General features: G+C 66.3%; 25 protein-coding genes. 13 read left to right on the top strand and 12 right to left on the bottom strand.

Features of this window, described 5'->3' with window-relative positions:
• Positions 1-187: 187 nt before the first annotated feature.
• Complete coding sequence (locus tag ACFO0J_RS00250; protein ID WP_376811057.1) at positions 188-1,360, top strand: Fic family protein; 1,173 nt, start codon at positions 188-190, stop codon at positions 1,358-1,360.
• Between the two features lie 24 nt (positions 1,361-1,384).
• Here the strand turns inward: ACFO0J_RS00250 and ACFO0J_RS00245 are convergent, their stop codons facing one another.
• The 5 genes from ACFO0J_RS00245 to ACFO0J_RS00225 all read right to left on the bottom strand — a co-directional run bounded on the left by ACFO0J_RS00245 (position 1,385) and on the right by ACFO0J_RS00225 (position 5,803).
• Positions 1,385-2,104 carry an N-acetylmuramoyl-L-alanine amidase gene (locus ACFO0J_RS00245; RefSeq protein ID WP_376811056.1) on the bottom strand — a complete coding sequence of 240 codons (720 nt, stop codon included), beginning with the start codon at positions 2,102-2,104 and terminating at the stop codon, positions 1,385-1,387.
• A gap of 91 nt (positions 2,105-2,195) precedes the next feature.
• The gene (locus ACFO0J_RS00240; protein WP_376811055.1) at positions 2,196-3,353 is read right to left on the bottom strand and encodes an ABC transporter substrate-binding protein; all 1,158 of its coding nucleotides are present in this window, start codon (positions 3,351-3,353) and stop codon (positions 2,196-2,198) included.
• 50 nt (positions 3,354-3,403) lie between these two features.
• Positions 3,404-4,573, bottom strand: coding sequence for a 4-hydroxybenzoate 3-monooxygenase (pobA, locus tag ACFO0J_RS00235; RefSeq protein ID WP_376811054.1), 1,170 nt, complete (start codon positions 4,571-4,573; stop codon positions 3,404-3,406).
• Positions 4,574-4,601: 28 nt separating this feature from the next.
• Positions 4,602-5,438, bottom strand: a complete 837-nt coding sequence (locus tag ACFO0J_RS00230) for a class III extradiol dioxygenase family protein (RefSeq protein WP_376811053.1) — start codon at positions 5,436-5,438, stop codon at positions 4,602-4,604.
• 2 nt (positions 5,439-5,440) lie between these two features.
• Entirely contained in the window at positions 5,441-5,803 is a 363-nt protein-coding gene (locus tag ACFO0J_RS00225) for a protocatechuate 3,4-dioxygenase (protein WP_376811052.1), read from the bottom strand.
• 142 nt (positions 5,804-5,945) lie between these two features.
• On the opposite strand from ACFO0J_RS00225, the gene ACFO0J_RS00220 reads away from it, so the two are divergent.
• Complete coding sequence (locus ACFO0J_RS00220) at positions 5,946-6,845, top strand: helix-turn-helix domain-containing protein (protein ID WP_376811051.1); 900 nt, start codon at positions 5,946-5,948, stop codon at positions 6,843-6,845.
• Between the two features lie 12 nt (positions 6,846-6,857).
• On the opposite strand, the gene ACFO0J_RS00215 is transcribed toward ACFO0J_RS00220, so the two are convergent.
• Positions 6,858-8,483, bottom strand: a complete 1,626-nt coding sequence (locus ACFO0J_RS00215) for a methyl-accepting chemotaxis protein (protein ID WP_376811050.1) — start codon at positions 8,481-8,483, stop codon at positions 6,858-6,860.
• A gap of 299 nt (positions 8,484-8,782) precedes the next feature.
• Between ACFO0J_RS00215 and ahpC the strand changes: the two genes are divergently transcribed.
• The 10 genes from ahpC (at position 8,783) to ACFO0J_RS00165 (ending at position 20,485) form a co-directional block, all read left to right on the top strand.
• Complete coding sequence (gene ahpC, locus ACFO0J_RS00210; protein ID WP_376811049.1) at positions 8,783-9,346, top strand: alkyl hydroperoxide reductase subunit C; 564 nt, start codon at positions 8,783-8,785, stop codon at positions 9,344-9,346.
• 157 nt (positions 9,347-9,503) lie between these two features.
• On the top strand, positions 9,504-11,075 hold the full coding sequence (gene ahpF, locus ACFO0J_RS00205) for an alkyl hydroperoxide reductase subunit F (protein WP_376811048.1): 1,572 nt from the start codon (positions 9,504-9,506) through the stop codon (positions 11,073-11,075).
• A 270-nt stretch (positions 11,076-11,345) separates the two neighbouring features.
• Positions 11,346-11,621 (top strand): twin-arginine translocation pathway signal protein, encoded by a 276-nt coding sequence (locus ACFO0J_RS00200; protein WP_376811047.1) that lies wholly within the window; start codon positions 11,346-11,348, stop codon positions 11,619-11,621.
• 59 nt (positions 11,622-11,680) lie between these two features.
• A complete protein-coding gene (locus ACFO0J_RS00195; protein WP_376811046.1) occupies positions 11,681-13,657 on the top strand; it encodes a LodA/GoxA family CTQ-dependent oxidase in 1,977 nt (658 codons plus the stop codon).
• A complete protein-coding gene (locus ACFO0J_RS00190) occupies positions 13,657-14,910 on the top strand; it encodes an NAD(P)/FAD-dependent oxidoreductase (RefSeq protein WP_376811045.1) in 1,254 nt (417 codons plus the stop codon). Before ACFO0J_RS00195 ends, ACFO0J_RS00190 begins: the two co-directional genes overlap by 1 nt.
• A 43-nt stretch (positions 14,911-14,953) precedes the next feature.
• The gene (leuE, locus tag ACFO0J_RS00185) at positions 14,954-15,589 is read left to right on the top strand and encodes a leucine efflux protein LeuE (protein ID WP_376811044.1); all 636 of its coding nucleotides are present in this window, start codon (positions 14,954-14,956) and stop codon (positions 15,587-15,589) included.
• Positions 15,590-15,830: 241 nt separating this feature from the next.
• On the top strand, positions 15,831-17,393 hold the full coding sequence (locus ACFO0J_RS00180; protein WP_376811043.1) for an ABC transporter ATP-binding protein: 1,563 nt from the start codon (positions 15,831-15,833) through the stop codon (positions 17,391-17,393).
• A complete protein-coding gene (locus tag ACFO0J_RS00175) occupies positions 17,386-18,450 on the top strand; it encodes an ABC transporter permease (RefSeq protein ID WP_376811042.1) in 1,065 nt (354 codons plus the stop codon). The genes ACFO0J_RS00180 and ACFO0J_RS00175 overlap by 8 nt, the downstream gene beginning before the upstream one ends.
• Before the next feature lie 4 nt (positions 18,451-18,454).
• Entirely contained in the window at positions 18,455-19,372 is a 918-nt protein-coding gene (locus tag ACFO0J_RS00170; RefSeq protein WP_376811041.1) for an ABC transporter permease, read from the top strand.
• Between the two features lie 27 nt (positions 19,373-19,399).
• Entirely contained in the window at positions 19,400-20,485 is a 1,086-nt protein-coding gene (locus ACFO0J_RS00165; RefSeq protein ID WP_376811040.1) for a BMP family ABC transporter substrate-binding protein, read from the top strand.
• A gap of 88 nt (positions 20,486-20,573) precedes the next feature.
• Here the strand turns inward: ACFO0J_RS00165 and ACFO0J_RS00160 are convergent, their stop codons facing one another.
• Complete coding sequence (locus ACFO0J_RS00160) at positions 20,574-21,041, bottom strand: PaaI family thioesterase (protein ID WP_376811039.1); 468 nt, start codon at positions 21,039-21,041, stop codon at positions 20,574-20,576.
• Positions 21,042-21,197: 156 nt separating this feature from the next.
• On the opposite strand from ACFO0J_RS00160, the gene ACFO0J_RS00155 reads away from it, so the two are divergent.
• Entirely contained in the window at positions 21,198-21,719 is a 522-nt protein-coding gene (locus ACFO0J_RS00155) for a copper chaperone PCu(A)C (RefSeq protein ID WP_376811038.1), read from the top strand.
• Between the two features lie 102 nt (positions 21,720-21,821).
• On the opposite strand, the gene ACFO0J_RS00150 is transcribed toward ACFO0J_RS00155, so the two are convergent.
• The 5 genes from ACFO0J_RS00150 to tolA all read right to left on the bottom strand — a co-directional run bounded on the left by ACFO0J_RS00150 (position 21,822) and on the right by tolA (position 26,457).
• Positions 21,822-22,643, bottom strand: coding sequence for an alpha/beta fold hydrolase (locus ACFO0J_RS00150; RefSeq protein WP_376811037.1), 822 nt, complete (start codon positions 22,641-22,643; stop codon positions 21,822-21,824).
• The gene (gene ybgF, locus ACFO0J_RS00145) at positions 22,643-23,323 is read right to left on the bottom strand and encodes a tol-pal system protein YbgF (protein ID WP_376811036.1); all 681 of its coding nucleotides are present in this window, start codon (positions 23,321-23,323) and stop codon (positions 22,643-22,645) included. The genes ACFO0J_RS00150 and ybgF overlap by 1 nt, the downstream gene beginning before the upstream one ends.
• A 66-nt stretch (positions 23,324-23,389) precedes the next feature.
• Positions 23,390-23,881, bottom strand: coding sequence for a peptidoglycan-associated lipoprotein Pal (gene pal / locus ACFO0J_RS00140; protein WP_376811035.1), 492 nt, complete (start codon positions 23,879-23,881; stop codon positions 23,390-23,392).
• A gap of 34 nt (positions 23,882-23,915) precedes the next feature.
• Positions 23,916-25,223, bottom strand: a complete 1,308-nt coding sequence (tolB, locus tag ACFO0J_RS00135) for a Tol-Pal system beta propeller repeat protein TolB (protein ID WP_376811034.1) — start codon at positions 25,221-25,223, stop codon at positions 23,916-23,918.
• A gap of 13 nt (positions 25,224-25,236) precedes the next feature.
• Positions 25,237-26,457: a cell envelope integrity protein TolA gene (gene tolA / locus ACFO0J_RS00130; protein ID WP_376811033.1), complete on the bottom strand. Its 1,221-nt coding sequence runs from the start codon at positions 26,455-26,457 to the stop codon at positions 25,237-25,239.
• Positions 26,458-26,465: the final 8 nt, after the last annotated feature.

The raw sequence follows: 26,465 nt of genomic DNA, 5'->3' as shown, positions 1-26,465 counted from the left end.
GGCAGGTTCCCATGGAGATTGCCCGCGTCGGGAACAGTCGGTCACGTCACTGGCATAAAGACCGGCTAGAAGACTGGTAAAAAAGGCGGCAAAATTTTATTTTTTTGATGGTCTTTATTGCTTATAATTCCTTTAATTATCAATGTACTAAATTGATAAAAAAGGCGGCAAAAAAGGCGGCAAAAATATGTACGATTCCCCGCATCAGTTCGAACCCCTGGTTCCTGCGAGCATTCCTCCTGCCATGACCGACAAGGCGGCCGAGATTGCGCGCGAAGCAATCCGCTTGACCGGTATGGCTCACGCTTCTTCGCGTGAAACGATCCGCGAACAGGTGCGTTCCATGAACTCGTACTATTCGAACCGCATCGAGGGACAGAGCACCCATCCCCTCCACATCGATGCCGCGCTGCATCAGCAGTTTTCCGACAAGCCCGACGTGGCGCGGCTACAGCGGGTCGCGCTGGCGCACATCGAGGCGGAAATCGAGCTAGAGCGCCTGGTTGCCGAGGGCGAGTCTCCGATGACAGCGGCGTTCATGACCAAGGCCCACGACGCCCTTTACGCCCGGCTCGCGGCAGAGGACCGGACGACGGACGATGGTCGCATCGTCAACCCAGGGAAGATTCGGGACGAGGACGTCGAGGTCGGTCTGCACATCCCGCCTACCGCGGCATCCTTGCCCCGCTTTATGGAACGCATGGATGAGGTCTACGACCGACGACGCTCCTGGGACCAGCACCTCATCCAGGTCGCGTGCATGCACCACCGTGCGACATGGGTGCATCCCTTCCTGGACGGCAATGGCCGCGCTGCCAGGCTGCAGAGCCACTGCGCTCTTTGGCAGTTGTCTGACGGCCTATGGTCCCCAAGCAGGGGCTTGGCTCGCACGACGGTGGACTATTACGCCCGATTGCACAATGCAGATGCGCCGCGTCGCGGAGACTTGGACGGTAGGGGCAACCTGACGACTGCAGGCCTCAACGAGTGGATCGAGTTCTTTCTCGGTGTCTGCGAGGACCAAGTGAAGTTCATGGGCCGTATGCTTGAGCTGGATGGGATGCGGCAACGCATCGAAGCGCTCATCACGTTCCGTCACGCGCAGGATAAGGCCGTGCGCATGGAGGCCATCCTGCCGCTCTACCATTTGTTCGCTGCCGGGCCTCTCCTGCGCAAGGAATTTACCCAAATGACGAACCTGGGCGAGCGCACGGCCCGGTCTTTGATCTCAAGATTGCTGAAGGACGGTCTGATCGTGAGCGATTCAGCCGCTGGACCGGTGCGCTGGGGCATGCCGCTCGACAGCCTGCAGTTCTTGTTCCCGGAACTTTACCCGGAAGCGGCGACGAAGCCGAACTGATCGGTTTCGATCTCGCGTAGCGGGTCAATCCCCGCCACGAGGACCCTTCAAACAAGCGCTCACCCCCCGCGCAATCGCCCCCGCCAGCCGCTTGATCGTCTCCGGCCTCCTCAGCCGGGCTTCTTCCGCAGGATTGATGATGACGCCCGCCTCGATCAGCACGGCCGGCATGGGCGCGTGCCGCAGCGCCGCCAGGCCGTCGTAGCGGTGTACTCCCAATCGGCGGTCGAGAAAGGGCCGGTTTTCACCCTCGACCCGTTCGGCGTGGTATTCGGACGGCCGTTCCCCAACTGCCCGCAGTTGTGAACCCATCTCTTGAGCACATCGCAGGCTGCGAGCCGGATGGGGATTCTGCATCGAGATGAAAATCGAATACCCCGCGAATTCCGCCTGCCTGCCCGCTTGCAGATACCGCGCCTGCGCCGCATCGTGATGGATCGAGACCAGCAGATCGGCGGCAGGTGCGCCTGCCGGACGTCGGGCGGGCGGGATGTCCGTGGCGATGCCTTCGACCCGGGTGGTCCGATGGCCCAGCGCCGCGAGCACGCGGACGAGGGCGGCGGCCAGATCGCGGTTGTACAGATACTCTGCGCGGCCGCTGGCGCCGATCGCCCCCGGCCGTTCCGGTCCGTGGCCTGCGTCCACCAGAATGTGCGCGGCGTGTGCCGGTCCCGCGCAGCACAGGGCCAGCAGGAGCGCGGCCAGCGCGTGCGCCGGCCGCCCGTGGCGGGAACGTACCTGCACCAAGAGAGCGATGTCGCGAAGCGGCGGGGCCATGTGTGCAGTGTAGGGCCGGGCGCGTGGTGGCGCACGCCCGGGCATGCCGGCGCCGGGCTTATTTGCCGGGATCCTTGACGTCGGGAACCGTGTCGAACTCGACGTTCTGCAGCACGCCGTCAACGCGTTCGACCTTGCGGATGTAGACGTTCTGCACGATATCGCGCGTGACCGGATCGATGGACACCGGACCGCGCGGACTCTCCCAGTGCATGCCGCGGGCCGCGGCCATGAAGGCGTCGCCGGTGCGGCCGCCGGTCTTTTTCAGCGTCTCGTAGATCAGGTGCATGCCGTCGTAGCCGCCCGCCGACCAGAAGTTGGGGCGTTCGCCGGGATAGGCCTGCGTATAGGCCTGGACGAACGCCTTGTTTTCCTGCGAATCGTGGGCCTGCGAATAGTGGAAGGAGGTGATCATCCCCACGGCGGCGTCGCCCATGGCGTCCAGCACCCCCTCGTCGGTGATGTCGCCGGTGGCGATCAGGCGGATGCCCGCCTTGTCCAGGCCGCGTTCTTTGAAGCCCTTGGCAAAGGCCACGCCCTGTTCGCCGGCAGGCAGCATCAGGAACACGGCGTCCGGCCGGACATCCTTGGCCTTCTGGAGAAAAGGCGCGAAGTCCGGGGTGCTCACCGGCGTGCGTGTCGAACCGGCGATCTTCCCGCCGCCTGCCTCGAAGGCCCTGATGAACTGCCCTTCGGCATCGTGTCCGGGGCCGTAGTCGGAGACGATGGTGTAGACCGTCTTGATGCCGTTCTTCAGGGCCCAGGCGGCGATCGGCGTCGTGACCTGGGGCAGGGTGAACGAGGTCCGGACGACGTAGTCGGATTTGGTGGTGATGGACGAGGTCGCCGCGTTCATGACGATCATGGGCGTCCGGGTCTCGGTGGCCAGCGGCGCCACGGAAAAGGCCGAGGGCGTCATGCCGAATCCGGCCAGGATATCCACCCTGTCCTGGATCAGCAGGGTCTGGGCCTGGCGCTTGCTGATGGCCGGGGCGATGCCGGTGTCGTCCTTGACGATGAGCCGGATCTTGCGGCCCGCAACGGTGTCGCCGTGCTCCTTCATGTACAGGCGCACGCTGTTCTCGATCTGCTGTCCGTGGGCCGCGAAGGGCCCGGACAGCGGCAGCACCAGGCCGATCTTCAGATCGTCGGCGGCCTGGGCGCCGGTGGCCGCCGTGGCAAGGGCGAGCGCGGCCAGTCTTTTCGTGAGTGTCATGTCTTCCTCCGGTTGGGATGGGGTGGATCCGGTCTCTCGTTTTTTCTCCGTCAGGCCAGGCCGCAGAAATTCTCAGCGATCGCGGTCCGGGCGGCGACGGATTCCCGGGTGTATTCGAGTTCGGCGATCTGGATCTGGCGTTCGAACGGGTTGTCCGTGATGCGGTGAGTCAGATGGGTCATCCACCAGGAGAAACGCACCGCCTTCCAGATCCGCTTGAGCGCGTGCTCGCAGTACTGGTCGATGCCGTGGGCGTCATGGTCCTGGTAGTGCTGCCGCAGGCCGTCGGCCAGGGTCTTGGCGTCCCCGACGGCGAGGTTCAGGCCCTTGGCGCCGGTCGGCGGCACGACGTGCGCGGCATCGCCCACCAGGAACAGGCGGCCGTGGCGCATCGTCGAGCACACGTAGCTGCGCAACGGCGCGATGCTCATTTCCAGCGCAGGCCCCGTGATGAGCTTTTCGGCCAGATCCGAAGGCAGCCGGCTGCGGTATGCGTCCCAGAACCGGTCGGCGTTCCATTGGCTGATGTGCTCGTCGGCCGGGACCTGGATGTAGTAGCGGCTGCGGGTGCGCGAGCGCAGGCTGCACATCAGGAAGCCCTCGGCGCCGTTGATCCAGGCGACTTCCTCCGAAACCGGCGGAACGTCGGCGAGCAGGGCCAGCCAGCCGAACGGAAAGGCCAGGCCCTGCTCGCGCAAGTGCTCCTTCGGGATGGACTGGCGCGAGACGCCGTGGAAGCCATCGCAGCCCGCGATGAAGTCGCAATCGATGCGCAGATCCCTGCCTTCATGGCGGCAGGTCACCCACGGATGATCGCTTTCGATGTCGTGCGGCCGGACGTCGGCGGCCTCGTAGAGCGTGATGCCCCCCGTGGCGGCCCGCGCGTCCATCAGGTCGCGCGTGATGCGCGTCTGGCCGTAGACGGTGGCGTGCGTGCCGATCAGGCCGAAGTCGATGTGGCAGCGCTCCTCGTCCCAGCGCAAATCGAAGCCGCGCATGTGCAGGCCCTCGCGTTCGGCGCGTTCGCCTGCGCCCGCTTCGTTCAGTGCGGCGATCGTGGGCTGTTCCAGCACGCCGGCCCGGATGCGGCCGAGGACGTAGTCGGGACTGCGGGCTTCGAGGATGAGGTGGTCGATGCCGTGCTTGTGCAGCAATTGCCCCAGCAGCAGGCCGGAGGGCCCGGCTCCGATGATGACGACCTGGGTGCGGCGGGTTTCCATCTGGGTGACTCCTGTCGATGAGTGAGGTTCAAGGTTCTTCGAAGGTGATCAGGCCCATGCCCGTGGTCATGGGGCCGTAGTAGTGCCGGTGCACGCGGCGTGCCTCGCCGGAGATCGCGCCGCGCATCACCAGCCACATGATCAGTTCGATGCCCTCCGCGCCCGCCCGCTCCATGAGTTCCTGGTGCGTCATGCGGGCCAGGCTTTCCGGGTCGTGCTCGATGCGGTCGAGGAAGTCGTGGTCGAATGCGGGGTTCATGGCGCCGAAGCGCCGGCCCTGCAACTGGTGCGACATGCCGCCGGTGCCCAGGATGACGACGCGCAGGTCGCGGGGGTCGGCCTCGACGGCGCGGCGGATCGCCTGGCCCAGCTTGAAGCAGCGCATCGCGGTGGGCAGAGGATGCAGCAGGACGTTGACGGCCAGCGGCACGGCCGCGACGTTCCAGTCGGGCGCCGGATCGAAGCACAGGTGCATGGGCACCAGGAAGCCGTGCTCGACGGCCATTTCCTGGCACAGGGTCAGATCGAATTCGTCGTAGACCAGGGATTCGCACAGGTGGCGCGAGAACTCGAAGTCCCCCTTGATGCGGGGCAGCGGACGGATGCCCATGCCTTCGTCGGCGATCGCGTACTGGTCGGCGCATCCCACGGCGAAGGTCGGATATTGCTTGAAGAAGAAATCGGCGCCGTGGTCGTTGTAGACCATGATGGCGATGTCCGGCTTCAGGTCCGCCAGCCACTCGCGCACGGGGACGTAGGCGTCGAACAGGGGTTTCCAGTCCGGCTCGGCCTGGGCGCCCCGGTCGTAGGCGCCGCCGATCGAGGGGACGTGCGAAGTCCCGATGCCCGCGATGATCTTTCCCATGGTCAGCGGGCTCCCTTGGCGTGGCGCGAGGCGAGGAAGGCCTCGAACGGCTCTCCGCGCATCTGGGCGCCCATGCGGTACAGGCCGTGGCCCACCACGAACCCCAGCTTGAGCAGGTAATAGATGTTCCCGCCCGCCGCGTTCAGTCCGCTCCAGTCGCGGGCGCGGACCAGCCGCTTTTCGTATTCGCTCAGGCCGTGGCGTGCCAGGTAGGCTTCCTCGTCGGCCTTGTAGGCCTGGCGATTCGCTTCGGACGTCAGGGAGTCACACATCTTGTTCAGGCGGTAGCCTTTGCGCGATTCGCGCAGGTCGAAGACGATCGTGTCCGGGATGGGGCGGTTCCGGTCGAGTTGCGGTGATGCCATGCGTTCCTCCGGTTGGGTGGCGGCTTGTACAGGTCGGCCTCGAACCTTTAAGCTTTAATGAGCGATGACCTTGTGCCCATGATCGTGTCCGGGAGGGCGCGCGTGAATGGACGAACGGGACGGATGGTGGTGTTTTCCGGACATGAACGATTCTTCGATACCGCTGTATTCCCTGTATGGCCAGATCGACACGGCCGCCGAACTGCGCTTCCTGCACCTGGAGTCGCTGGAGTCGCGCAACCGGGTGTATGACTGGTTCATCCGGCCGCACCGGCACCATGACCTGTACCAGCTCATCTGGGTGGAAAAAGGGTGCGGGACGGTGATGCTCGATGAGCAGCGGCTGACGCTGCGGGCGCCGGTGCTGATCAGCATCCCGCCGCCCATCGTGCACGGCTTCCAGTGGCGGCCGGGAACCGAGGGGCTGATCCTGACGGTCGCCGAAGGCTTCGTGGCGGATCTGGCGCTCTGGTCGGGCGATCCCGCGGTCGGCGCCTTGCTGGATCGGCTGCTGACCGTCGCCGGCGCCGTCGATCCGGACAGCATCGAACGGCTGGGGCGCCTGTTCGAAACGATCCTGGACGAGTATGTGCACGATCGCGTGTGCCGCGGCACGGCCATCTCGGGCAGTGTGTTGAGACTGTTCGCCGAGGTCGCGCGGCTCCGGCACCTGAGCTTGTGCGAGGCCGTCCCGGCCGATCCGGGCGGAAAGGCGTTGTACCGGCGGTTCAAGGAACTGGTCGAGACGCATTTCCGCGACCGCTGGAGCGTGGCCGACTATGCGTCCGCGCTGGCGACGACGGAGCGCAGCTTGCGGCGCCTGTGCCTGGGCCTGGCGAGCCAGGCGCCGGGGCGGATCGTGGCCCGGCGGGTCCTGCTGGAGGCCAAGCGCAGCCTGCTCTACACGGAAAAGACGGTGGCCGAGGTCGGCTATGACCTGGGCTTCGAGGATCCTGCGTATTTCACGCGGTTCTTCGCCCGGAACGAGGGAGAGACGCCGGCCGCGTTCCGGCGCCTGCGGCGGCGCGCGACGGCCGCCTGACGCGCGCCCGCCCTAAGCCGCTGCCGCCAAACGCGGCACCTCCACGGGCGCAGCCAGCGCGGGCCGCACCCGCGCGGGCGTGTCGATGTGGATGTCCCGCCTGAACACCCCGGCGGCGCTGGCCAGGTTCAGGGTCTGGCCGTTCAGGGTCTGCACGGCGGTAAAGGATTCCTCGGCCATGGCGGCGTTGCCCCGGGTCAGGTCGCCCAGCTGGACGAAGGTCTGCTGGATGCGCGCCAGGTCTCCGGTCTGTTCCTGGCCCGCGTGGTGGATCTGGTCGATCAGCGCGCCCACCTGTCGGTTCTGTTCCAGGATGTGGCCCATGGCTTCGGTGGCTTCGCGCGTGCGGGCCACGCCGCCCTGGGCGATCTGCACGGTTTCGCGGATCAGGCCGCCGATTTCCTTGGCGGCGCCGGCCGAGCGCTGGGCCAGCGCCCGCACTTCGCCGGCCACCACGGCGAAGCCGCGGCCTTGTTCTCCGGCGCGGGCGGCTTCCACGGCCGCGTTCAGGGCCAGAATGTTGGTCTGGAAGGCGATGCTGTCGATCACGCCCACGATTTCGCCGATCTTCTGGCTGGCTGCGTCCATGCGCTCGATCTGCTGCGCGGCCTGGTTCACGATGCCGGCCGCCCGGGTGGCGGCGTCTCCCGAATCCTTGGCCAGGGCGACGGCCTGCCGGGCGCGTTCGGCATTGCCGTCGATCAGTTCGGCGAGTGCTTCCAGCGAACCGGCGGTCTCCGCCAGACGGCTGGCCGCCTGTTCGGTCTCGGCGCTGAGATGCTGGCTGCCCTGGGCGATTTCGCCCGAGGCGCCGCGCAGGCCGCCGAGCTGGCCGTGCACGTCGTCGATGAAAGAGCGCAGGTTCAGGCTGGATTGCGTGATGGCCTTCTGGATCGAGGCGATCTCGTCCAGCCGGGGCAGCCGCCAGTCGTCCACGGGTTGGCCGGTCGCGGCCTGGATGGCCTGGCGCTGGATAGCGCGCAGCGGCCGTACCAGCCGATGATCCAGGTACAGGCCGGCCAGCAGGACCAGCGCGGCGGCGCCGACGCCGGCCTCGAGCCAGGCCTGGCCCCGCAGCCCGGCCAGCCAGGCGAGGCCGATCCAGCAGGGGATCAGGCCGCCCAGGGCCAGGGCCAGCCGCTGGCGCAGCGACTGGGTGCGCGTGCCGTTGCGCCAGCGCCGCCATCCGGTATCCATCAACAGGCCATGGTGGAAGCGCCCGGCGGGCCGGCCGGCCTGGAAGGTCGCGCAGACGTGCTCGGCCGCGGCGATTTCCGCGCGGCTGGGCTTGGTGCGGACCGACAGGTAGCCGCTGAGCGTATCCTGGTGGTAGACGGGCGCGACATTGGCGCGCACCCAGTAGTGATCCCCGTTCTTGCGCCGGTTCTTGACCACGGCCGTCCATGAGCGGCCTTGTTTCAAGGTGTCCCACAGATCCTGGTAGGCTTCGGGAGGCATGTCGGGGTGGCGCACGATGTTGTGGGCCTTGCCCAGCAGTTCGTCGTATTCGAAACCGCTGACGCGCACGAACGCCGCGTTGGCGTAGGTGATGCGGCCCTTGAGGTCCGTGGCGGACAGCAGCGTTTCATCGCCGGGGAAATCGTATTCCTGTTGGGTGACGGGCAGGTTCTTGCGCATGGGGATCCTCAGGATCGTTAAGGCTTAAAATATCTTTGGTATCAATGACTTACGGCTATTCTTGAGATGAATGGGCATCATACTAGGATTTCATGACTTTTTTACATGTTTATTCATGCTAATTTTGCATAGAGAAGTGCTTCACGATCGTGTTTCAGAACGCATAACCTCATTTCGATAGTTGAAAGCAATCGACTCTATTTAGACAATCAATTTTACTTATGGTGTGGGCTCGCCTACACTGGTCTCCGTTGGCCTTATGGCCCTTTCACTGAACCCCTGAACGAGGAGCTTTTTTCATGTCCCTGATCAACACCACCATCAAGCCCTTCAAGGCGACCGCGTATCACAACGGCAAGTTTGTCGACGTCACCGAGCAGACCGTCGCCGGCAAGTGGTCCGTGTTCGTGTTCTACCCGGCCGACTTCACCTTCGTCTGCCCGACCGAACTCGAAGACCTGGCCGACCACTACGCCGAGTTCCAGAAGCTGGGCGTGGAAGTCTATTCCGTGTCCACCGACACGCATTTCGCCCACAAGGCCTGGCACGACACGTCCGACGCCATCAAGAAGGTCAACTACCCGATGATCGGCGACCCCACCCACGCGCTGTCGCGCAACTTCGACGTGCTGATCGAAGAAGAAGGCATCGCGCTGCGCGGCACCTTCGTGGTGAACCCGGCCGGCGAAATCAAGGTCCTGGAAATCCATGACAACGGCATCGGCCGCGACGCGTCCGAACTGCTGCGCAAGGTCAAGGCTGCCCAGTACATCGCCAGCCACCCGGGCGAAGTCTGCCCCGCCAAGTGGGAAGAAGGCGCCAAGACGCTGACCCCCTCGCTGGATCTGGTCGGCAAGATCTGATCTTCATCGCCTGAACGATGCGCGGCGGCTCGGGCCGCCCGCGTCCACAGCGATTGCGGCCCGTCAAAGGGCGGGCCGCCCCCTCACCCCGATACTCATCATTGGGCAGTACCATTAAGGTCTGTCCCGGGGCAGTTTTTTCCAAAAAGGTGTGAATATGCTGGATGCGAACCTCAAAGGACAATTAGGAACCTACCTCGAACGGGTCACAGAATCCGTCGAGCTGCGCGCCTCCCTGGATGGCAGCGCCCAGGCGCAGGAATTGCGCGTCTTTCTGGAAGAAATCGCCAGTCTGTCCGACAAGATCACCGTGACGGACGACGCTTCCGGCGCGCGTGTGCCGTCTTTCGAAATCGCCCGCGCGGGCACCGACATCGGTGTGCGTTTCGCCGGCATCCCCCTGGGTCACGAATTCACCTCGCTGGTGCTGGCCCTGCTGCAGGTCGGCGGCCATCCGCCCAAGCTGGACGAAGCCGTGGTCGAGCAGATCCGCAATCTGCCGGGCGACTACACCTTCGAAACCTATTTCTCGCTGTCGTGCCAGAACTGCCCGGACGTGGTCCAGGCGCTGAACGCGATGTCGGTCATCAACCCGCGCATCCGCCACGTGGCGATCGACGGCGCCCTGTTCCAGGACGAAGTCCAGCAGCGCGAGATCCTGTCCGTGCCCGCCGTGTTCCTGAATGGCGAGCTGTTCCACCAGGGCCGCGCCGGGGTCGAGGAATTCCTGGCCAAGCTGGACGCCGGTGACGATGCGGCCAAGGTCGAGGCCCTGAACGCCCGTGAAGAATTCGACGTGCTGGTGGTCGGCGGCGGCCCGGCGGGCGCTGCGGCGGCCGTGTATGCGGCGCGCAAGGGCATCCGCACCGGTGTGGTGGCCGAGCGTTTCGGCGGCCAGGTGCTGGACACCATGGCGATCGAGAACTACATCTCGGTGCTGGAAACCGAAGGACCCAAGTTCGGCGTCGCGCTGGAGCAGCACGTCAAGGCCTACGAAGTGGACATCATGAACCTGCAGCGGGCCAGCCGCCTGGTGCCGGGCAAGTCCGTCCAGGTCGAACTGGCCAGCGGCGCGGTCCTGAAGGCCAAGACCGTGATCCTGTCGACCGGCGCGCGCTGGCGCCAGATCAACGTGCCCGGCGAAGACGAATACCGCAATCGAGGCGTGGCCTACTGCCCGCACTGCGACGGCCCGCTGTTCAAGGGCAAGCGCGTGGCGGTGATCGGCGGCGGCAATTCCGGCGTCGAGGCGGCGATCGACCTGGCCGGCATCGTGGGCCACGTCACGCTGATCGAGTTCGGCGATGCACTGCGGGCCGACGACGTGCTGCAGCGCAAGCTGCGCAGCCTGGCCAACGTGACCGTCATCACCTCGGCCCAGACCACCGAGATCCACGGCGACGGCAAGCGCGTGATCGGCCTGAGCTACACGGACCGCACCAGCGGCGCCGCGCAGCGCGTCGAGCTGGACGGCGTGTTCATCCAGATCGGACTGGTGCCCAACACCGAGTGGCTCAAGGGCACGGTCGAACTCAGCAAGCACGGCGAGATCGTGGTCGATGCCCGCGGGCAGACCTCGGTGCCCGGCGTGTTCGCGGCAGGCGACGCGACGACGGTGCCGTACAAGCAGATCATCATCGCCGCCGGCGAAGGCGCCAAGGCTGCGCTGGCCGCCTTCGATCACCTGATCCGGAGTTCGGTCGAAACTGAGGAAAAGGCCGTCGCTTGAGCCGGCCGTTAAAACCTGACCGGCCTTGCTGAAGCAATCTTTCGCAAGGTTTCCGCCCGCGTCCTTCCTACACTCGTCCGATCACATCACGCATCGGGCGAACGCAGGAAGGACGCATTTCATTTCAGGCAGATACTTTTTGCATTTCTAGACAGTCTTAGTCACAGAATCTAGAATTGATTCGACTCAGTTCCAGGGCTTGCGTCCGCAGGCTCGACCGTATTTCTCTCTTAGCGTAGAGGTCATATGAATAGCCAGCGCAGAAATTTCATGAAAGTCTGTGGCGGCGCCGCAGGGGTGGCGACCGTGCCCGGTCTTGCGGGTGCATCGCTGCTGACGGGGGCGGACGCCCGCTCCGCCGCTGCGGCAGATGCCGCGCACGTCGAAAAATCCATCAAGGCCGGTTTTGGCGGCGGGTTCTCCGTGCAGAGCCATCGCGCCGTGGATGGGCTGGTTTATGCCGATATCCGGCACGGCGGTTCCCGCTACCTGGTGACTTCCCCCGATCTGTTCGACTGGCAGGTCGTCGCAGCATCGCCCGTCTGACCGCCCGGGCCACCGTGGCGTGTATTTGAACAAGACTTGAACAAGATCGGAGACACCCAGTGACAGCAGCTATCAAAAGCATTCGCATCCACCCCGGCATCGGCATGGCCCGCATGGGCGACAGCGATGAATTTTTCATCGGCCCCGAAGCGCCGGGCGTCGTCGCCGATCCGGGCGGCTCGTACCGTGACGGCAGCATGCGCCTGAAGCGTCAGGCGCAGCGCTACCGGGTCTATGCCTACGACGAATCGGGCGCTGTCATCGGCGAACTGGCCGCCGATTCGGATCAGGTCGCGTCCTTGCGCTGGCGTGTCCACGTGCGCAATATGAAGGCCGCCAATTATGCGTTCCAGGGCGCTTTTCTGTTTGATCCGGACAAGCTGCGCAACCCCGGCATCCAGCCGGGCCTGAAGCCCGGCGAACGCAAGCAGCTCATCATCGATCCGGGCGCGCAGGTGATTGCGACGGGTCAGGCCGGGCCGGTGGTTCTCAAGGGCAGCGTGTTCACCGGCATCGACAAGGGCACCTTGCCCGGAGAACTGCGCTACGAGGGCTTCACGCCCAAGGACATTTCCAAGCCTGTCGAGGTCACCTACCAGGCGGCGCACGACATCGAACTGGGCCAGTTGCGGCTGGACCCCGCCGGACGCCTGCTGTTCGTGGCCTCGCCCGGCAAGGGCGGATGCGTCACCACGCCGCGCGTGGCCTTGTCCAACCCCAGTGAATTCCACGATGCGCCCAATGGCCCCCAGGGCGGCAAGGATCCGTTGACGAACCAGTTCGCCTACTTCAACATCCCCGGCTGGTGGGACGACACCTGTGGGGGCGAGATCGACGTCACCGTCACGTTGAAGGACGGTACGGTGCTGAGCACCCGCGACGGTGTGAAGAAGGCCGAGGACGAGGGCAGCCGCAACCCGACCCAGGGCGCCTGGATCGTCACCGCGCCGCCCAAATACGCGCCGCACATGATGCACGTGGTGTCCATCCTGGATCGCGTCTACGAGGCCTTCCCGGAAGCCTATCCCCACACGGACAGCAAGACGGTCTTCTACCGAGACGTCTACCCGCTGTTTGCCAAGGCCGTGAATTACGGCTGGGTCAGCGCCGAGGCGGCGGGCGTTGCGGCGAACACCAAGGATCTGGCGCACGGCCCCAAGCAGCCGGGCAATCTGCTCAGCCCGGGATACGTGACCGCGCTGTCCGATCCCAGCGACACCATGAAGCCGCTGCGCCAGCGCATCTACGGTTTCATGCGCCATGCCTCGGGTCCGCGCAGCCGTCTGGTGGATTCCTTGATGCCGGCGCCGCCGCTGCGCCCCACCAGTTGGCAGGACCCGAAGTTCGACCCTAAGGTCGATGACCGCCAGATGCCGAAACTCTGGGGCACGGGCGGCAAACCCTTGCAGAACAAACAATTGGGCGACAACTTCCCCAATCAGTTCCTCAGCCTGACCGACTGGCAGTTGCGCCACCTGAAAGACTGGGCGGAGGGCAATTTCGAAACCGGCACGCCGCAGGAACCGGTGCCGTTCGACAAGGTGCCGGTCGCGGGGCAGCCGCACGCCCTGGATGCCGCTGCGCTCGAACCCACCATCGGCGGGGGCTTCCACCCGGGCATCGAATTCCCCTATCTGATCATCTACCGGGAAAAATTCGCCGCCGCATTCCGGGTGGCCGGGGATATCGAACCGGGCGAACTCAGCGCCTATATGTCCAGCCCCTGGCATGGGGATTTCTGGTCCTGCAATACGGCCTGGTGGCCGACGCAACGGCCGGACGTCGTGTTCCAGTACGACACCAAGGACCAATCCCGCACGCACCGGGAATGGTTCCGTGGCTACGACGAGCAGGGCGAGCCGCTGTCCTCCGACGATGGCTACGACCAGATGGTGTATGCCTGGCCCAAGCTGGGCATGGTGCTGCCCCTGAAAGCCGCCGACGGCAGCGTGGTGGTCGACAACGGCGAAATCGTCTTCGTCGAGCAGCAGCGCGATCCCGCCCTGGATCGTCCGCCCGCCAAGATGGGCGGTTGATGGCCGGCAGCCCGACGGCGTCTGGACGCGGCGCGCCGGCCGCGTCCGCAGCCGTCTGGGATGTGATCATCGTCGGCGCGGGGCCGGCCGGCAGCGCGGCTGCCATCGTCTTGTCCGGGTACGGCCGACGGGTGCTGCTGCTGGATCGCGGCGGGGCGCCCGGCTTCAAGCTGGGCGAATCGATCGCGCCGCCCGCGCTGGGGCTGGTGCGGCAGTTCCTGGGCGAACCCGAGACGTTTCCCGATGGCTTGGCCTGCTTCCGTACGGCGGGCAATCTGTCCGTCTGGTCGGGCGCCGAACCCGAAACCACGGATTTCTTTTTCACGCCGGCCGGGTTCGGCCTGTGCGTGGACCGCCTGGCGTTTGACGAGGCCTTGCGGCAGCGCGCGGCCCAGGCGGGCGCCACGGTGCTGATGGGCGCGCGCTTTGATTCGTGCGTGCGTGTATCGGATGCGGCGGATGCCCAGGCGGATTGGCAGGTGTCCGTAGCGGTGGATGGACAGGAACGGTCCTGCCGGGCGCGCTTTCTGATCGATGGTTCGGGCCGCCAGGCGGCCGTGGGCCGGGCTTTGGGCGTGGGCCATGCCAAGCGGGATCGGCTGTTTGCCTATGCTCGCTGGTATGACAGTCCCGTGGCCGACGAGGATCGGCTGACGCGCATCGAAGCCGGGCCGCATGGCTGGTGGTACAGCAATCGGCTGCACGCCGAGGGTGCGGGGGCCAGGCGCCTGGTGGTGTTTCATGGTGACCAGGACAGTCCGGTGGCCCGTGCCGCCGCCCGTGCCGAGGGCTTTGATCGTGTGCTGCAGGATTCCGCGCACCTGGGGCCGCTGCTGCGGGATCGCGGCTATCGCGCCACGGGCGCGGTGCGCGGCGCCCCGGCGCACAGCCAGTGTCTGGACGCATTCTGCGGCGAGGGCTGGCTGGCTGCGGGCGACGCCGCGCAGGCCTACGATCCTTTGTCTTCGCAAGGCATCTGGAAGGCGCTGGACACCGGCAGCCAGGCCGGTCACCTGGTGCACGGCCTGCTGCAGGAAGGCCGCGCGGGCGCGGGGGCGCAGGACGGTTGGCTGCGCCGCTATGCGCAGGGACAGGCGCGCGCCTGGGACGCTTATCGGACCCAGCTCGATTTTTATTACGGCGCTCAGCCGCGCTGGCGTGAGTCGCTGTTCTGGCAGCGCCGGCAGGCGGGGCGGGACCCTGAAATCGCTTCCGATGGGCGCCCCCGTGTCGATACAATGACGCTTATCTGAACAAGCAGGCCGGGCGCCGGGCGCCCGGGCGATCGCACTCATCATGTTGTCCCAATACGGCGTACTGGACGTCTGGACCTACCTGGCCGGCGTGATCTTCATCATCCTGCTGCCCGGCCCGAACTCGCTCTTCGTGCTGGCGATCGGCGCCGGTCGCGGCATCCGCGCCGGCTACCAGGCTGCTTTCGGAGTGTTCGTCGGCGATTCCATCCTGATGACGCTGACGGCGGCCGGCGCGGCCTCGGTGTTGCGGCTGCTGCCCATGGTGTTCATCGCCCTGAAGGCCGCCGGGGCGGTCTACCTGACGTACCTGGGGATCCGGCTGCTGATGTCGGCCTGGCGGCCGGGGCCGGCGCAGACGCATGCGGTCACCGGCGGCCCGGGCAGCCCGTTTCGCAAGGCGCTGCTGCTCAGCCTGCTCAATCCCAAGGCCATCCTGTTCCTGCTGTCATTCTTTGTGCAGTTCGTCGATCCGACCTACCCGCATCCGGGGCTGTCGTTCTTCTTCCTGGCCGCAATCCTGCAGGTGTGCAGCCTGCTGTATCTGTCCGCCCTGATCTTCGGCGGGTCGCGTTTGGCGGCGTCGTTCCGGCGGCGCCAGGGCCTGGCGCGCGCCGGCAGCGGCCTGGTGGGCCTGTTGTTCCTGTGGTTCGCGGGACGCATGGCGTTTGAGGCCTGAAATTTTCCGGTATTTCCCCATGGAGATGCCGGCACGCCGCATCATCATCGTGTAATAATACCGATCATTCATGTTGAGTGATGTTCCGGTATTTTCGCGCGTCGTCCCTCTGGCACGGCGGCGGCGGGTCGCATGCGTCCAGTCCGGCTAGGGGTTTATCCCCTTTAGGTGGCCTTGCGCATCCTGAGTAGAATTTTTCGCATCCCGGGTGTTTCACGAACGATTCGAACAGGATGCCTGCATGTCCCCGCGACTGGCTTTACGCAATATCAGCAAATCCTACCCGGCGGTCCGGGCCAATGATGCCATCGATCTGACCGTTGAAGCCGGCGAGATACACGCCATCCTGGGTGAAAACGGCGCGGGCAAGTCCACCCTGATGAAGATCATCTACGGCGTGGTCCGCCCGGACGAGGGCACCGTCCATTGGGACGGCCAGGAAGTCCAGATCGCCAATCCGGCAGCGGCGCGGGCGCTGGGCCTGGGGATGGTGTTCCAGCATTTTTCCCTGTTCGACACCCTGACCGTGACGGAAAACATCGCCCTGGGGCTGCCGCCGGGCACGGACATGCAGGAGCTCGAAACGCGGATCGCCGCCACGGCGGCGCAATACGGCCTGGACGTCGAGCCGCGCCGCCACGTGCATACCTTGTCGGTGGGCGAACGCCAGCGCGTGGAGATCGTGCGCGCCTTGCTGGGGCGGCCGCGCCTGCTGATCCTGGACGAACCGACTTCGGTGCTCACGCCGCAGGCCGTGCTGCGCCTGTTCGAGGTGCTGCGCCAACTGGCGGCCGAAGGCTGCAGCATTCTGTACATCAGCCACAAACTCGACGAGATCCGCGCCCTGTGCCATCGCTGCACGGTGATGCGCGCCGGCCGGATCACCGGGGTCTGCGATCCGCGCCAGGAAACCGAGGCCGGCTTGTCGCGCCTGATGATCGGCGCCGATCTGCCGGTGCACGAGCACCGGGCGCCGCAGGACGGACCGGTGCTGTTCCAGGCCCGTCGCCTGAGCCTGCCGCCCGCGCATCCCTTCGCCACGCCGCTGGCGGACATCGGATTCGATCTGCACGCGGGGGAGATCCTGGGCGTGGCCGGCGTGTCCGGCAACGGCCAGCAGGAATTGATGGGCGTGCTGTCGGGCGAAGACACGCGCGCCGCCCGGGACAGCATCCTGTTCGACGGCCAGCCCGTGGGCCAGCGCTCGTCGGCCTGGCGGCGCACGCGCGGCATGGCTTTCGTCCCCGAAGAACGCCTGGGGCGCGGCGCCGTGCCGGAACTGTCCCTGGCGCGCAATCTGCTGCTCTCGCACCAGGGGCCGGACACCGTGCAGCGGGGCTGGATCCGCACCGGGGCCGTGCGCCGCATCACCGCGGACATCATCGAACGCTTCCGCGTCAAGGCGCCCGGGCCTCAGGCCCTGGCCGGCAGCCTGTCGGGGGGCAATCTGCAGAAATACATCGTCGGCCGCGAGGTCGTGCGCCAACCCCGGCTGCTGATCATCGCCCAGCCCACCTGGGGGGTGGACGTGGGCGCGGCGGCGCAGATCCGGGGCGAACTGCTTGCCTTGCGCGACGCGGGTTGCGCCATCCTGCTGATTTCCGAGGAGTTGGACGAATTGTTCGAACTGTCCGATCGCCTGGTCGTCCTGGCCAAGGGGCGCCTGTCGCCCGCCATCGCCCGCGCCCAGGCGACGCGCGAACAGATCGGCCAGTGGATGAGCGGCCTGTGGCCTGGGGCTGCCGCGCCCGACGCATCCGGTGATCAAGCCGTGCGTGCTGACGCGGAGGCCGCCCATGCTTGAGCTCATCCCCCGCGCCGAGCCTTCGCGCCGGATGGTGTGGCTGTCGCCGCTGCTGGCCGTCGCGCTGACGGCGCTGTGCGGCCTGTGCATGTTTCTGGCCATGGGCAAGCCGCCCTTGCAAGGCCTGGCCGTCTTTTTCATCGAACCGCTCTCCAGCCAGCACGGCTGGGCCGAGATCGGCGTCAAGATGGCGCCGCTGCTGCTGTGCGCGGTCGGCCTGGCGCTGTGCTTTCGCGCCAATATCTTCAATATCGGGGCCGAGGGCCAGCTGGCAGTCGGCGCGATCGTGGCCGGCGCCTTCATCCTGCATTTCGACGACGGGACGGGCGGTGGCGGCGGACTGCTGATGATCGCGCTGGCGCTGCTGGCCGGCGCCCTGGGCGGGGCGGTGTGGGCGGGGCTGGTGGCTTGGCTGCGCGATCGCTATCACGCCAATGAAATCCTGGTGTCGCTGATGCTGGTGTATGTGGCGCAACTGCTGCTCAGCTACCTGGTGCACGGCGTGATGCGCGACCCGGACGGCTTCGGCTTTCCCCAGTCGCGCTTGTTCGATGATGGTTTCCTGCTGCCGGTGTGGCCGGGCACCCGTCTGCACCTGGGCTTCGGACTGGCACTGGTCGCGGCCTTTGCCGCCTGGCTGCTGTTGTCGCGCCTGTTCGCCGGCTACCGCCTGACGGTGGGCGGTCTGGCGCCGCTGGCGGCACGCTACGCCGGGTTTTCCTCGCGCCGCGCACTGTGGGGCTGCATGCTGGGTTCCGGCGCCCTGGCCGGGGTGGCCGGCGCCTGTGAAATCATGGGGCCGATCGGCCAGCTGACGCCCTCGATCTCGCCGGGCTATGGGTTTGCCGCCATCATCGTCGCCTTTGTGGGGCGGCTGCATCCCATCGGTGTGATCTTCGCCAGCTTCGTCATGGCCCTGTTCTACATCGGCGGTGAACTGTCGCAGACGCGGCTGGGCATGCCCAACGCCATCACCGGCATCTTCCAGGGCATTTTGCTGTTTTCGCTGCTGGCCTGTGATGTGCTGATCCACCAACGCCTGCGCTGGAGGCGCTGACACCATGGACGTATTGGCTCCCCTGATCGCAGCCGCCATGAACGCCGGCACGCCGCTGATGCTGGCGGCCCTGGGCCTGCTCATCAACGAGAAATCCGGCGTCATCAACCTGGGCTCCGAAGGCATGATGCTGGTGGCGGCGGCCCTGGGTTTTGCCGTGACCGTGCAGTTCGGCAGTTCCGGGCTGGGGTTCCTGGCCGGGGCGGCCGCCGGCGCCGCGATGGCGGGCCTGTTCGCCTGGCTGGTGGTCTGGCTGGGGGCCAATCAGGTCGCCTGCGGCCTGGCCCTGTCCTTGTTCGGCGTCGGCCTGTCGGCCTTCATCGGCTTGCCCTACGTCGGCGCCACGATCCAGGCTTCGGCCTGGGCGGTGCCGGGGCTGGCCGATCTGCCGTTCGTCGGCCCGGCCCTGTTCCAGCACCATCCCCTGGTCTACGGGGCGCTGGCGCTGGCCGTCGGGCTGACCTGGTTCCTGTACCGGACGCGGCCCGGGCTGATCCTGCGCGCCGTGGGCGAATCCCCCGAGTCCGCGCATGCCTTGGGCTACTCGGTGCGCCGCATCCGCCTGGCGGCCTTGCTGTTCGGCGGGGCCTGCTGCGGCCTGGCCGGGGCCTTCATGTCGCTGGTCTACACGCCGATGTGGGTCGAGAACATGGTCGCCGGGCGCGGCTGGATCGCCCTGGCGCTGACGCCGTTCGCCACCTGGCGCCCGCTGCGGGTGCTGGTCGGCGCCTATCTGTTCGGCGGCATCACCATCCTGACCTTCCACATGCAGGCGCTGGGCGTGCCGATCGCCTCGCAGTTGCTGTCGATGCTGCCCTACCTGGCCACCATTCTGGTGCTGGTCCTGATCTCGCGCAACGTGAACTGGATCCGCATCAATATGCCCGCGTCCCTGGGGCGCGTGTTCAACCCCAATCACTGATTGTTGTCGTCCTACGGAGACCTTCTCATGAAAACTCGCTTGATTCGTCAAACCCTGGTGGCCGCGACTGCTGCGGCATGCCTTTGGGCCGCCGGCCCCGCCGCTGCGGATGAACCCCTGAAGATCGGTTTCGTCTACGTCAGCCCGGTGGGCGAGGCGGGCTGGTCCTGGCAGCAGGACCTGGGCCGCAAGTTCATGGAGCAGCAACTGGGCGACAAGATCAAGACCCAGTACGTCGAAGACGTGCCCGAGGGCGCCGACGCCGAGCGCGTCATCCGTGACCTGGCCCAGCAAGGCAACAAGCTGATCTTCACCACGTCCTTCGGCTACATGAATCCGACCATCAAGGTCGCCAAGCAGTTCCCGGACGTGAAGTTCGTGCACTCCACCGGCTACAAGACCGCGCCGAACGTCGCCACCACCAACGCCCGCTTCTACCAGTCGCGCTATGTCGCCGGCGTGCTGGCCGGGCACAAGACCCAGACCGGCGTGGTCGGCTATGTGGGCGCCTACCCGATCCCCGAGGTGCTGCAAGGCATCAACGCTTTCACGCTCGGCCTGCGCAGCGTCAAGCCCGACGCCACGGTGCGCGTCATCATGGTCAATAGCTGGTTCGATCCGGGCAAGGAACGCGACGCCGCGCTGGCGCTGCTGGACCAGGGGGCCGACATCGTGACCCACCACACCGATTCGACCGCCACCGTACAGGCGGCCGAGGAACGCGGCAAGTGGGCCATCGCCTATCACTCCGACATGCTGAAGTTCGGCCCGAAGGCCCAACTGGCCGCCGTGACCCACCACTGGGGCGAATACTTCACCCGCGAAGCCAAGGCCATGCTGGACGGCACCTGGAAGTCCGACCAGGTCTGGGGCGGCTTCAAGGAAGGCATGGTCGCCCTCGAAGGCTTCGGTCCGGCCGTGGATGACGCGCTGAAGGCCGATCTCAAGGCCAAGGAAGACGCCATCGCCAATGGTTCGCTGAACGTCTTCGCCGCGCCGCTCAAGTCCAACGAGGGCAAGGTGGTGCTGGCCGAAGGCGCGCTGGACGACGCGGGCCTGAACGCCATGGACTATTACGTCGAAGGCGTGGTCGGGAAGCTGACGAAGAACTAGAGCCCCCACGCTGCGCAGCCTTCGGCCGCTTGCTGCCCCCCGAGGGGGCGCTTTTTGCCTTGGGGCGGCCCGGCGGCAAAAAGGGTTCTTAATCCGCCTTACGGGGTACTGACCAGGTGCTGACGACCTGGGCGACCGGGTCGCCGCCGCCTTCGGGCAGCAGCAGGACATCGCCGGCCGTCATGCGGCCGGTTTTCAAGACCCGCGCCTGGGCGATGATCCCGCCGGCGGGCGCGCCGCGCATGAAATTGATCGTCAGGCTGGAAGTGACGGCTTCGGCGACCCCGGTGGCGCCGACCACGGCCGCGTACAGGGCCAGGTCGGCCAGTCCCATCAGCATCGGTCCGGCGACGATGCCGCCCAGCCGCTGGTTGGCCGGGCTGGGCGGCAGGCGCAGCGTGGCCTGCCCGTACTGGATGTCCAGAATCTCGATGCCCAGCACGGCGGCAAAGGGATGCAGCCGGTCCAGCAGTTCGCGAAATGCTTCCAGGCTGATGCGGGCCTCGGGGGCAGCGGGCGTGGCGGTTTCAGCGACGATTTCGAGCGGCGTGGACATAGCGCAAAGAAGGGTGAAAAAGCCCATAGTACACTGGCTCAGCCGGATCAGACGGGTGCTGACCGGCCGCGCCGGCCGGCGTTCCGGCCGGTCCCGCCGCAGGGCCGCCAGGGCGGACTGCGGGCCACATCATTGGGTAGTGAAATGAATAGATTCTTGACGCGCACACTGGGAATTTCGGCCGGCTTGCTGCTGGCGACCTCGGCCTGGGGGCAGGGACACGGCGCGGCGCACGGTGCGCCGGCCGCCGCACCGGCCAAGGCTTCCGCCACCGTGACGGCGTCCGATTGCTGGATCCGTCTGATCCCGTCTCCGGCGCCTTCGGGCGGTTTCTTCGTGGCGCACAACGCCGGGTCTGCCGACGCCGTGCTGACGGGCGCCCATTCGCCCGACTACGGCATGGTGATGTTGCACGAGACCACCGAATCCGGCGGCATGAGCAAGATGGCCATGGTCCATCAGGTCGCCATTCCGGCGGGCAAGGACCTGGCGTTCAAGCCGGGCAGCTACCACCTGATGCTGGAACAGCCTCGCGACGGGCTGAAGATCGGCGATTCCGTGCGAGTGGATTTCACGCTGGCCGACGGCGAAGGCTTCTCCGCGACCTGCGAGGTCAAGTCGCCCAAGGCCATGCCGGGCACGGGCGGGCATGACATGTCCAAGCACATGAAGCACTGATCGCGTGCCACGGCCCCGGCAGGACATCGCGCTTGCCGGGGCTGCGGCGGCGCCCCGCGGGAGCGTGTGCCGCCGGGCCGGGCCTGGCCAGGGCCGGCGCGCTCAGGCGTCCGCAATGAAATCCAGCACCGCGCGGTTGAAGGCCCGGGGATTGGCCAGGTTCATGCCATGCGAGGCCAGGGCAATGCGGGCGCGCTGCGCCTGCGGCAGCAGTTGCTGCAGCCGGTCCAGGCGCGTGCCGTACTTGGCCGGGCTGTTGGCGCCGGTGATCAGCAGCAGCGGGCAGGACAGGGCGGCAGCGTCCCGGGGATCCACCGGCAGGTTGGCTTCGACGATCTGCGACAGCAGCGTTGCGGCGTTGTCCCGCACCATGTCCTTGAACCAGCCGACCATCTTGCGCCAGGTGTCGGCGCCGTTCACCGTGTCGATGAACTGTTCGAGCGCGTCTTCCGTGTCTCCGGCCTGCAGCCGTTGCACGGCGGCGGCATAGAAGACGGGCGTTTCCGGCTCGTCCGCAAAGCGAAATCCCGGGTCGGCCAGCGTCAGCGAGCGGCACAGGTCCGGCGCCTGGACTGCCAGGGCCAGGGCCACCTGGGCGCCTCGCGAATGGCCGATCACGTGGGCGCCGCCGTACGCGTCCAGCGCGCGCAGCAGATGCGCCAGATCGCCCGCATGGCGCTTGACTGCGTAGGTGGCCTGGGGATGGGATTGCGCGCCGGGCCAGCAGCCGCGCAGGCTGGGGGCGAGGACGCGGCGCGTGTCGCTGAAGGCCGGCGTCTGCCAGCGCCAGTAGCGGTAGTCGCACAGCGAACCATGGATCAGCAGGATCGGCGCATCCGTGCCCGCGCCGGCCTGGGTGTAGTGCAGGTCGCCGTCGGGCAGGGGCAGGATGTGGTGCGGTGGTTCGGGGTGCGGCGCCGGCATTACAGCAGCTTCAGGCGGCTCTTGGCCGTCTCGGCGGAGGGGCTGCCGGGGTAGTCCTTGATGATGCGCTGCAGGCTGGCCTTGGCGCTCTTCATGTCGTTGAGTTCGATCTGGTCGGCGGCCACCACCAGCAGGGCGTCCGGCGCCCGGGGATCTTCAGGGCGGTTCTTGACCAGCGACTGCATGGTCTGGATGGAGTTCTTGAAGTCCTTGGAGGCGTACTGGCTGCTGCCCAGGTAGAACTGCGCGTCACCGGACAGATCGCTGTCGGGATAGGACTGGAGAAAGGACGAGAAGCCGGCGGCGGCTTCTTTGTAGCGGCCGTTGCGGTACTGGTCGGCTGCAGCTTCGTAGACGGCCTGCTCCTGCGGATCGCCGGCTTGCGGCGTCTGGGGCGCGTTGGCATGGCCGGCGTTGCCGCCGGCCGAGGGCGCGCGCTGGCTCAGTTCTTCGACGCGGCCGCGCAGCGAGGCGATTTCCTGGTGCAGCAGGTCCATCTGGTCGGCCAGCTGCAGCCGGGCCTGCTGATTCTGTTCGTTCATCTGCTTGATCTGGGTGCGCAGTTCCAGGATGGCGCGGCGCGCCTCGTCGTCCGAAAAGGCCTGAGCGGCAGGGGCTGCCAGCGTCAGCGCCAGCAGAGCGGCGGCGGAAAGGGCGTGCAGGCGATAGGGTGCGGTCATGAGTCTTCCATGAAAAAACGCCGTAGCGGGGGCCGCTACGGCGTTGTCACTGCCTGGGGCTGACGATCAATGTTGATAGTTGATGTCGGCGCGGCGGTTCTCGGCGTAATCGGCGTCGGTGTTGCCCAGGGCCTTGGGACGTTCCTTGCCGAAGCTGATCGCTTCGATCTGGTTGGCATTGACGCCCAGCAGGGTCATCATGCGTGCCACGGCATCCGAACGGCGCTGGCCCAGGGCCAGATTATATTCGGTGCTGCCGCGTGCGTCGGTGTTGCCTTCCACGCGGACCTTCTGGCCCTGGTGGCTGCTCAGGTAGCTGGCATGCATCTCGACGACGCTGCGGTACTGTTCGGGCACCGTGTAGCTGTCGAAGTCAAAGTAGACCGAGCGTTGTTGCGCGAGCGGGCTTTGCGGATTGAAGGGATCCATGATTTGCCCAGCGGACGCCGAATCGGAGCCGTTGCCGGCGCCGTTCTGGTCCAGCGGCACGGAGCTGCAGGCGGCCAGCGAGGCAGCGAAGGCGGCGATAGTCAGGGTCCTGGTGATGCGCGAGCTCATTTAATGTCCTTTAGAAAAGAGTCACACGGAAAAATCAGTCTGTGAAAGGGCCCCAGGCCGGCTCGCGGACCTTGCCGTTGAGTACCGACAACGTCTGGCGCACGCGCCCGTCGATCGAAGTCACCGCCAACACGCTGCGACCGTTCTGGATGGCGCTGTAAAGCACCTGCATTCCATTGGGCGCGTAGCTGGGGGATTGGTCGTCCGGGCCGTCCGTCAGCACTTGTTCGGAACCCGAGTTCAAGGCGAGGCTTGCAATCCTGAAAGCACCATTTCTGCGAGTAACGTACACCAGTTGTTGTCCATCCGGCGATACCCTAGGTGAAATATTGTAACTGCCCGAGAAGGTCAGGCGCTGGGCGTCTCCGCCGCCAGCCGGCACCTTGTAAACCTGGGGACTGCCGCCCCGGTCGCTGGTGAACACCAGGGACTGGCCGTCGGGGGTGAAGCGCGGCTCGGTGTCGATCAGCGGCGAGCGCATCACCCGGCGCAGGTCAGATCCATCCGAGTTGATGGTGTAGATCTGGGAAATGCCATCTCTTGACAGCACGATCGCCATGCGATGACCGTCCGGCGACCAGGCGGGCGCGCTGTTGTTGCCCTTGTAATTGGAGACCGGCTGGCGCTGTCCGGTCGCCAGCGTCTGCACATAGATCACGGATTTGCCCGATTCGAAGCTGACGTAGGCCAGCTTCGAGCCGTCCGGCGACCACGCGGGCGAGATGATGGACTGCTTCGAACGCAGCATCACCTGCGGATTCTGGCCGTCGGCGTCAGCAATTTGTAACTCATATCCGTTGCCAGTCTGCAACACATAGGCGATCCGGGTCGAGAATACGCCGCGCACGCCGGTGATCTTTTCGTAGATGCGATCGGCGATCCGGTGCGAAATCCGGCGCATTTCCGATTCGGATCCGCTGTAGGAGGCCTGGTCCAGTTCGGTCTTGCGGACGTTGTCCACCAGCCGGTAGCTGACCGTGTACTGGCCGCCGTTCTGGGCGACCGTACCGTAGGCCAGGTAGTCGGCGCCGCGCGCCTGCCAGGTGCCGTAGTCGATCTTGCTCTGGACATCCAGGCCGGCGCCCGAGGCACCGATCAGGCGGAACTGGCCGGAGCGGGTCAGGTCGGCGCGGATGACCTCAGGGGTCGAGGTGGCGCCGGACGTGCCCGCGAAATCGGCGATGGCGATGGGGTACTGGGTGGCGCCGACGCCGGAAATGTCGACGCGCAACTGGGCATGGGCGGCCGGCGCGACGGTGGCGGCCAGCGCGAGGCCCAGGCCGGCCGCTGAGGCGCGCTGCCAGAGGCGCCCGAGGAAGCCGGAGGCTGTGAATACGGTCATAGTGACGATCTCCTTAATCGTACATGCGGTAGTCCACGTCAATATACGACGGATACTTGCCGCCAGGCGGTTTCGGGAAGGGCGAGCAGGCCAGAATCCCCTTCTGGATGGCATCGTCGAAACGGGGATTGCCAGAAGATCGGGTCAGGTCGGCGCCCTGGACTTGTCCAGAGGATTGCAGACGGACACGGAAAGTGGCCGTCGGGTTGGCAGAGCCGCTTTGCTGAGGCGGGTTGAACACCACGCGCGGCTGGACGCAGGCGCGCACCTTGGCCGCGTAGCCGTCGTTGCCGCCGCCCCCGCGCTGGTTGCGGTCCGCGTTGCCGCTGGGAATGCCGGCGGCCTCCAGGGCGTCGCCGCGCATGGCGGCCCGCAGGGCTTCGCGCTTGGCCTCGGCTTCCTTTGCGGCCTTTTCCTTTGCGGCTTTTTCCTTGGCCGCTTTTTCGGCCGCGGCCTTTTCAGCGGCGGCTTTCTCGGCGGCGGCTTTTTCAGCCTTTTCCTTGTCAGCTTTTTCTTTCTCGGCTTTTACCTTGGCGGCCTGCGCGGCGGCTTCCTTGTCGGCCTTGTCCTTGGCTGCCTTTTCCTTCGCAGCCTTGTCCGCTGCGGCCTTCTCGGCGGCCGCCTGTTCGGCTGCGGCTTTTTCAGCCTTTTCCTGTTCGGCCTTTTCTTTCTCTGCCTTTTCTTGAGCGGCCTTTTCACGGGCGGCCTGTGCGGCGGCTTCCTTGTCAGCCTTTTCCTTGGCTTCCTGTTCGGCCAGCCGGCGTTCCATGTCCTCGCGCGCCTTGCGTTCCTTGGCCAGGGCGATTTCGGCCTCGGCCTTGGCCTGGGCCGCCTCGGCGGCGCGCGCCTGGGCCTCGGCGATCTGGGCCTGCCGCGCGGCCTCGGCCTGGGCGGCTCGCTCGGCCTCCTGGGCAGCCTGCTCGGCGGCCTGCCGCGCGCTGTCGTCCGGTTTCGGTTCGGGTTCCGGCTCGGGCGTGGGTTCGGGTTTCGGCTCGGGCTGTTGTTCTTCAGGCTGCTCCTGCGGCGGTGCGGCGTCGGACACCGTGCCCTGGGCCCAGAGTTCGACCTGGACGGGACCGGGATTGTCGGGTGCGGAGGAAAAGCCCACCACCATCAGCAGGATCAGCAGACCGTGGGCGACCAGCGAGACGATCAGGCCGCGCCGATCGTCGCGCGCGCCGGGGCGCGCGTCATCGTGGGAGCCGGCGTTGAAGAAACGGTCGAACAGATTCATGGGGTGGA

The organism is Castellaniella hirudinis (genome assembly GCF_042651965.1).
Classification (GTDB): Bacteria; Pseudomonadota; Gammaproteobacteria; order Burkholderiales; family Burkholderiaceae_B; genus Castellaniella; species Castellaniella hirudinis.
This window is presented reverse-complemented; position numbering and strand designations above follow the sequence as displayed.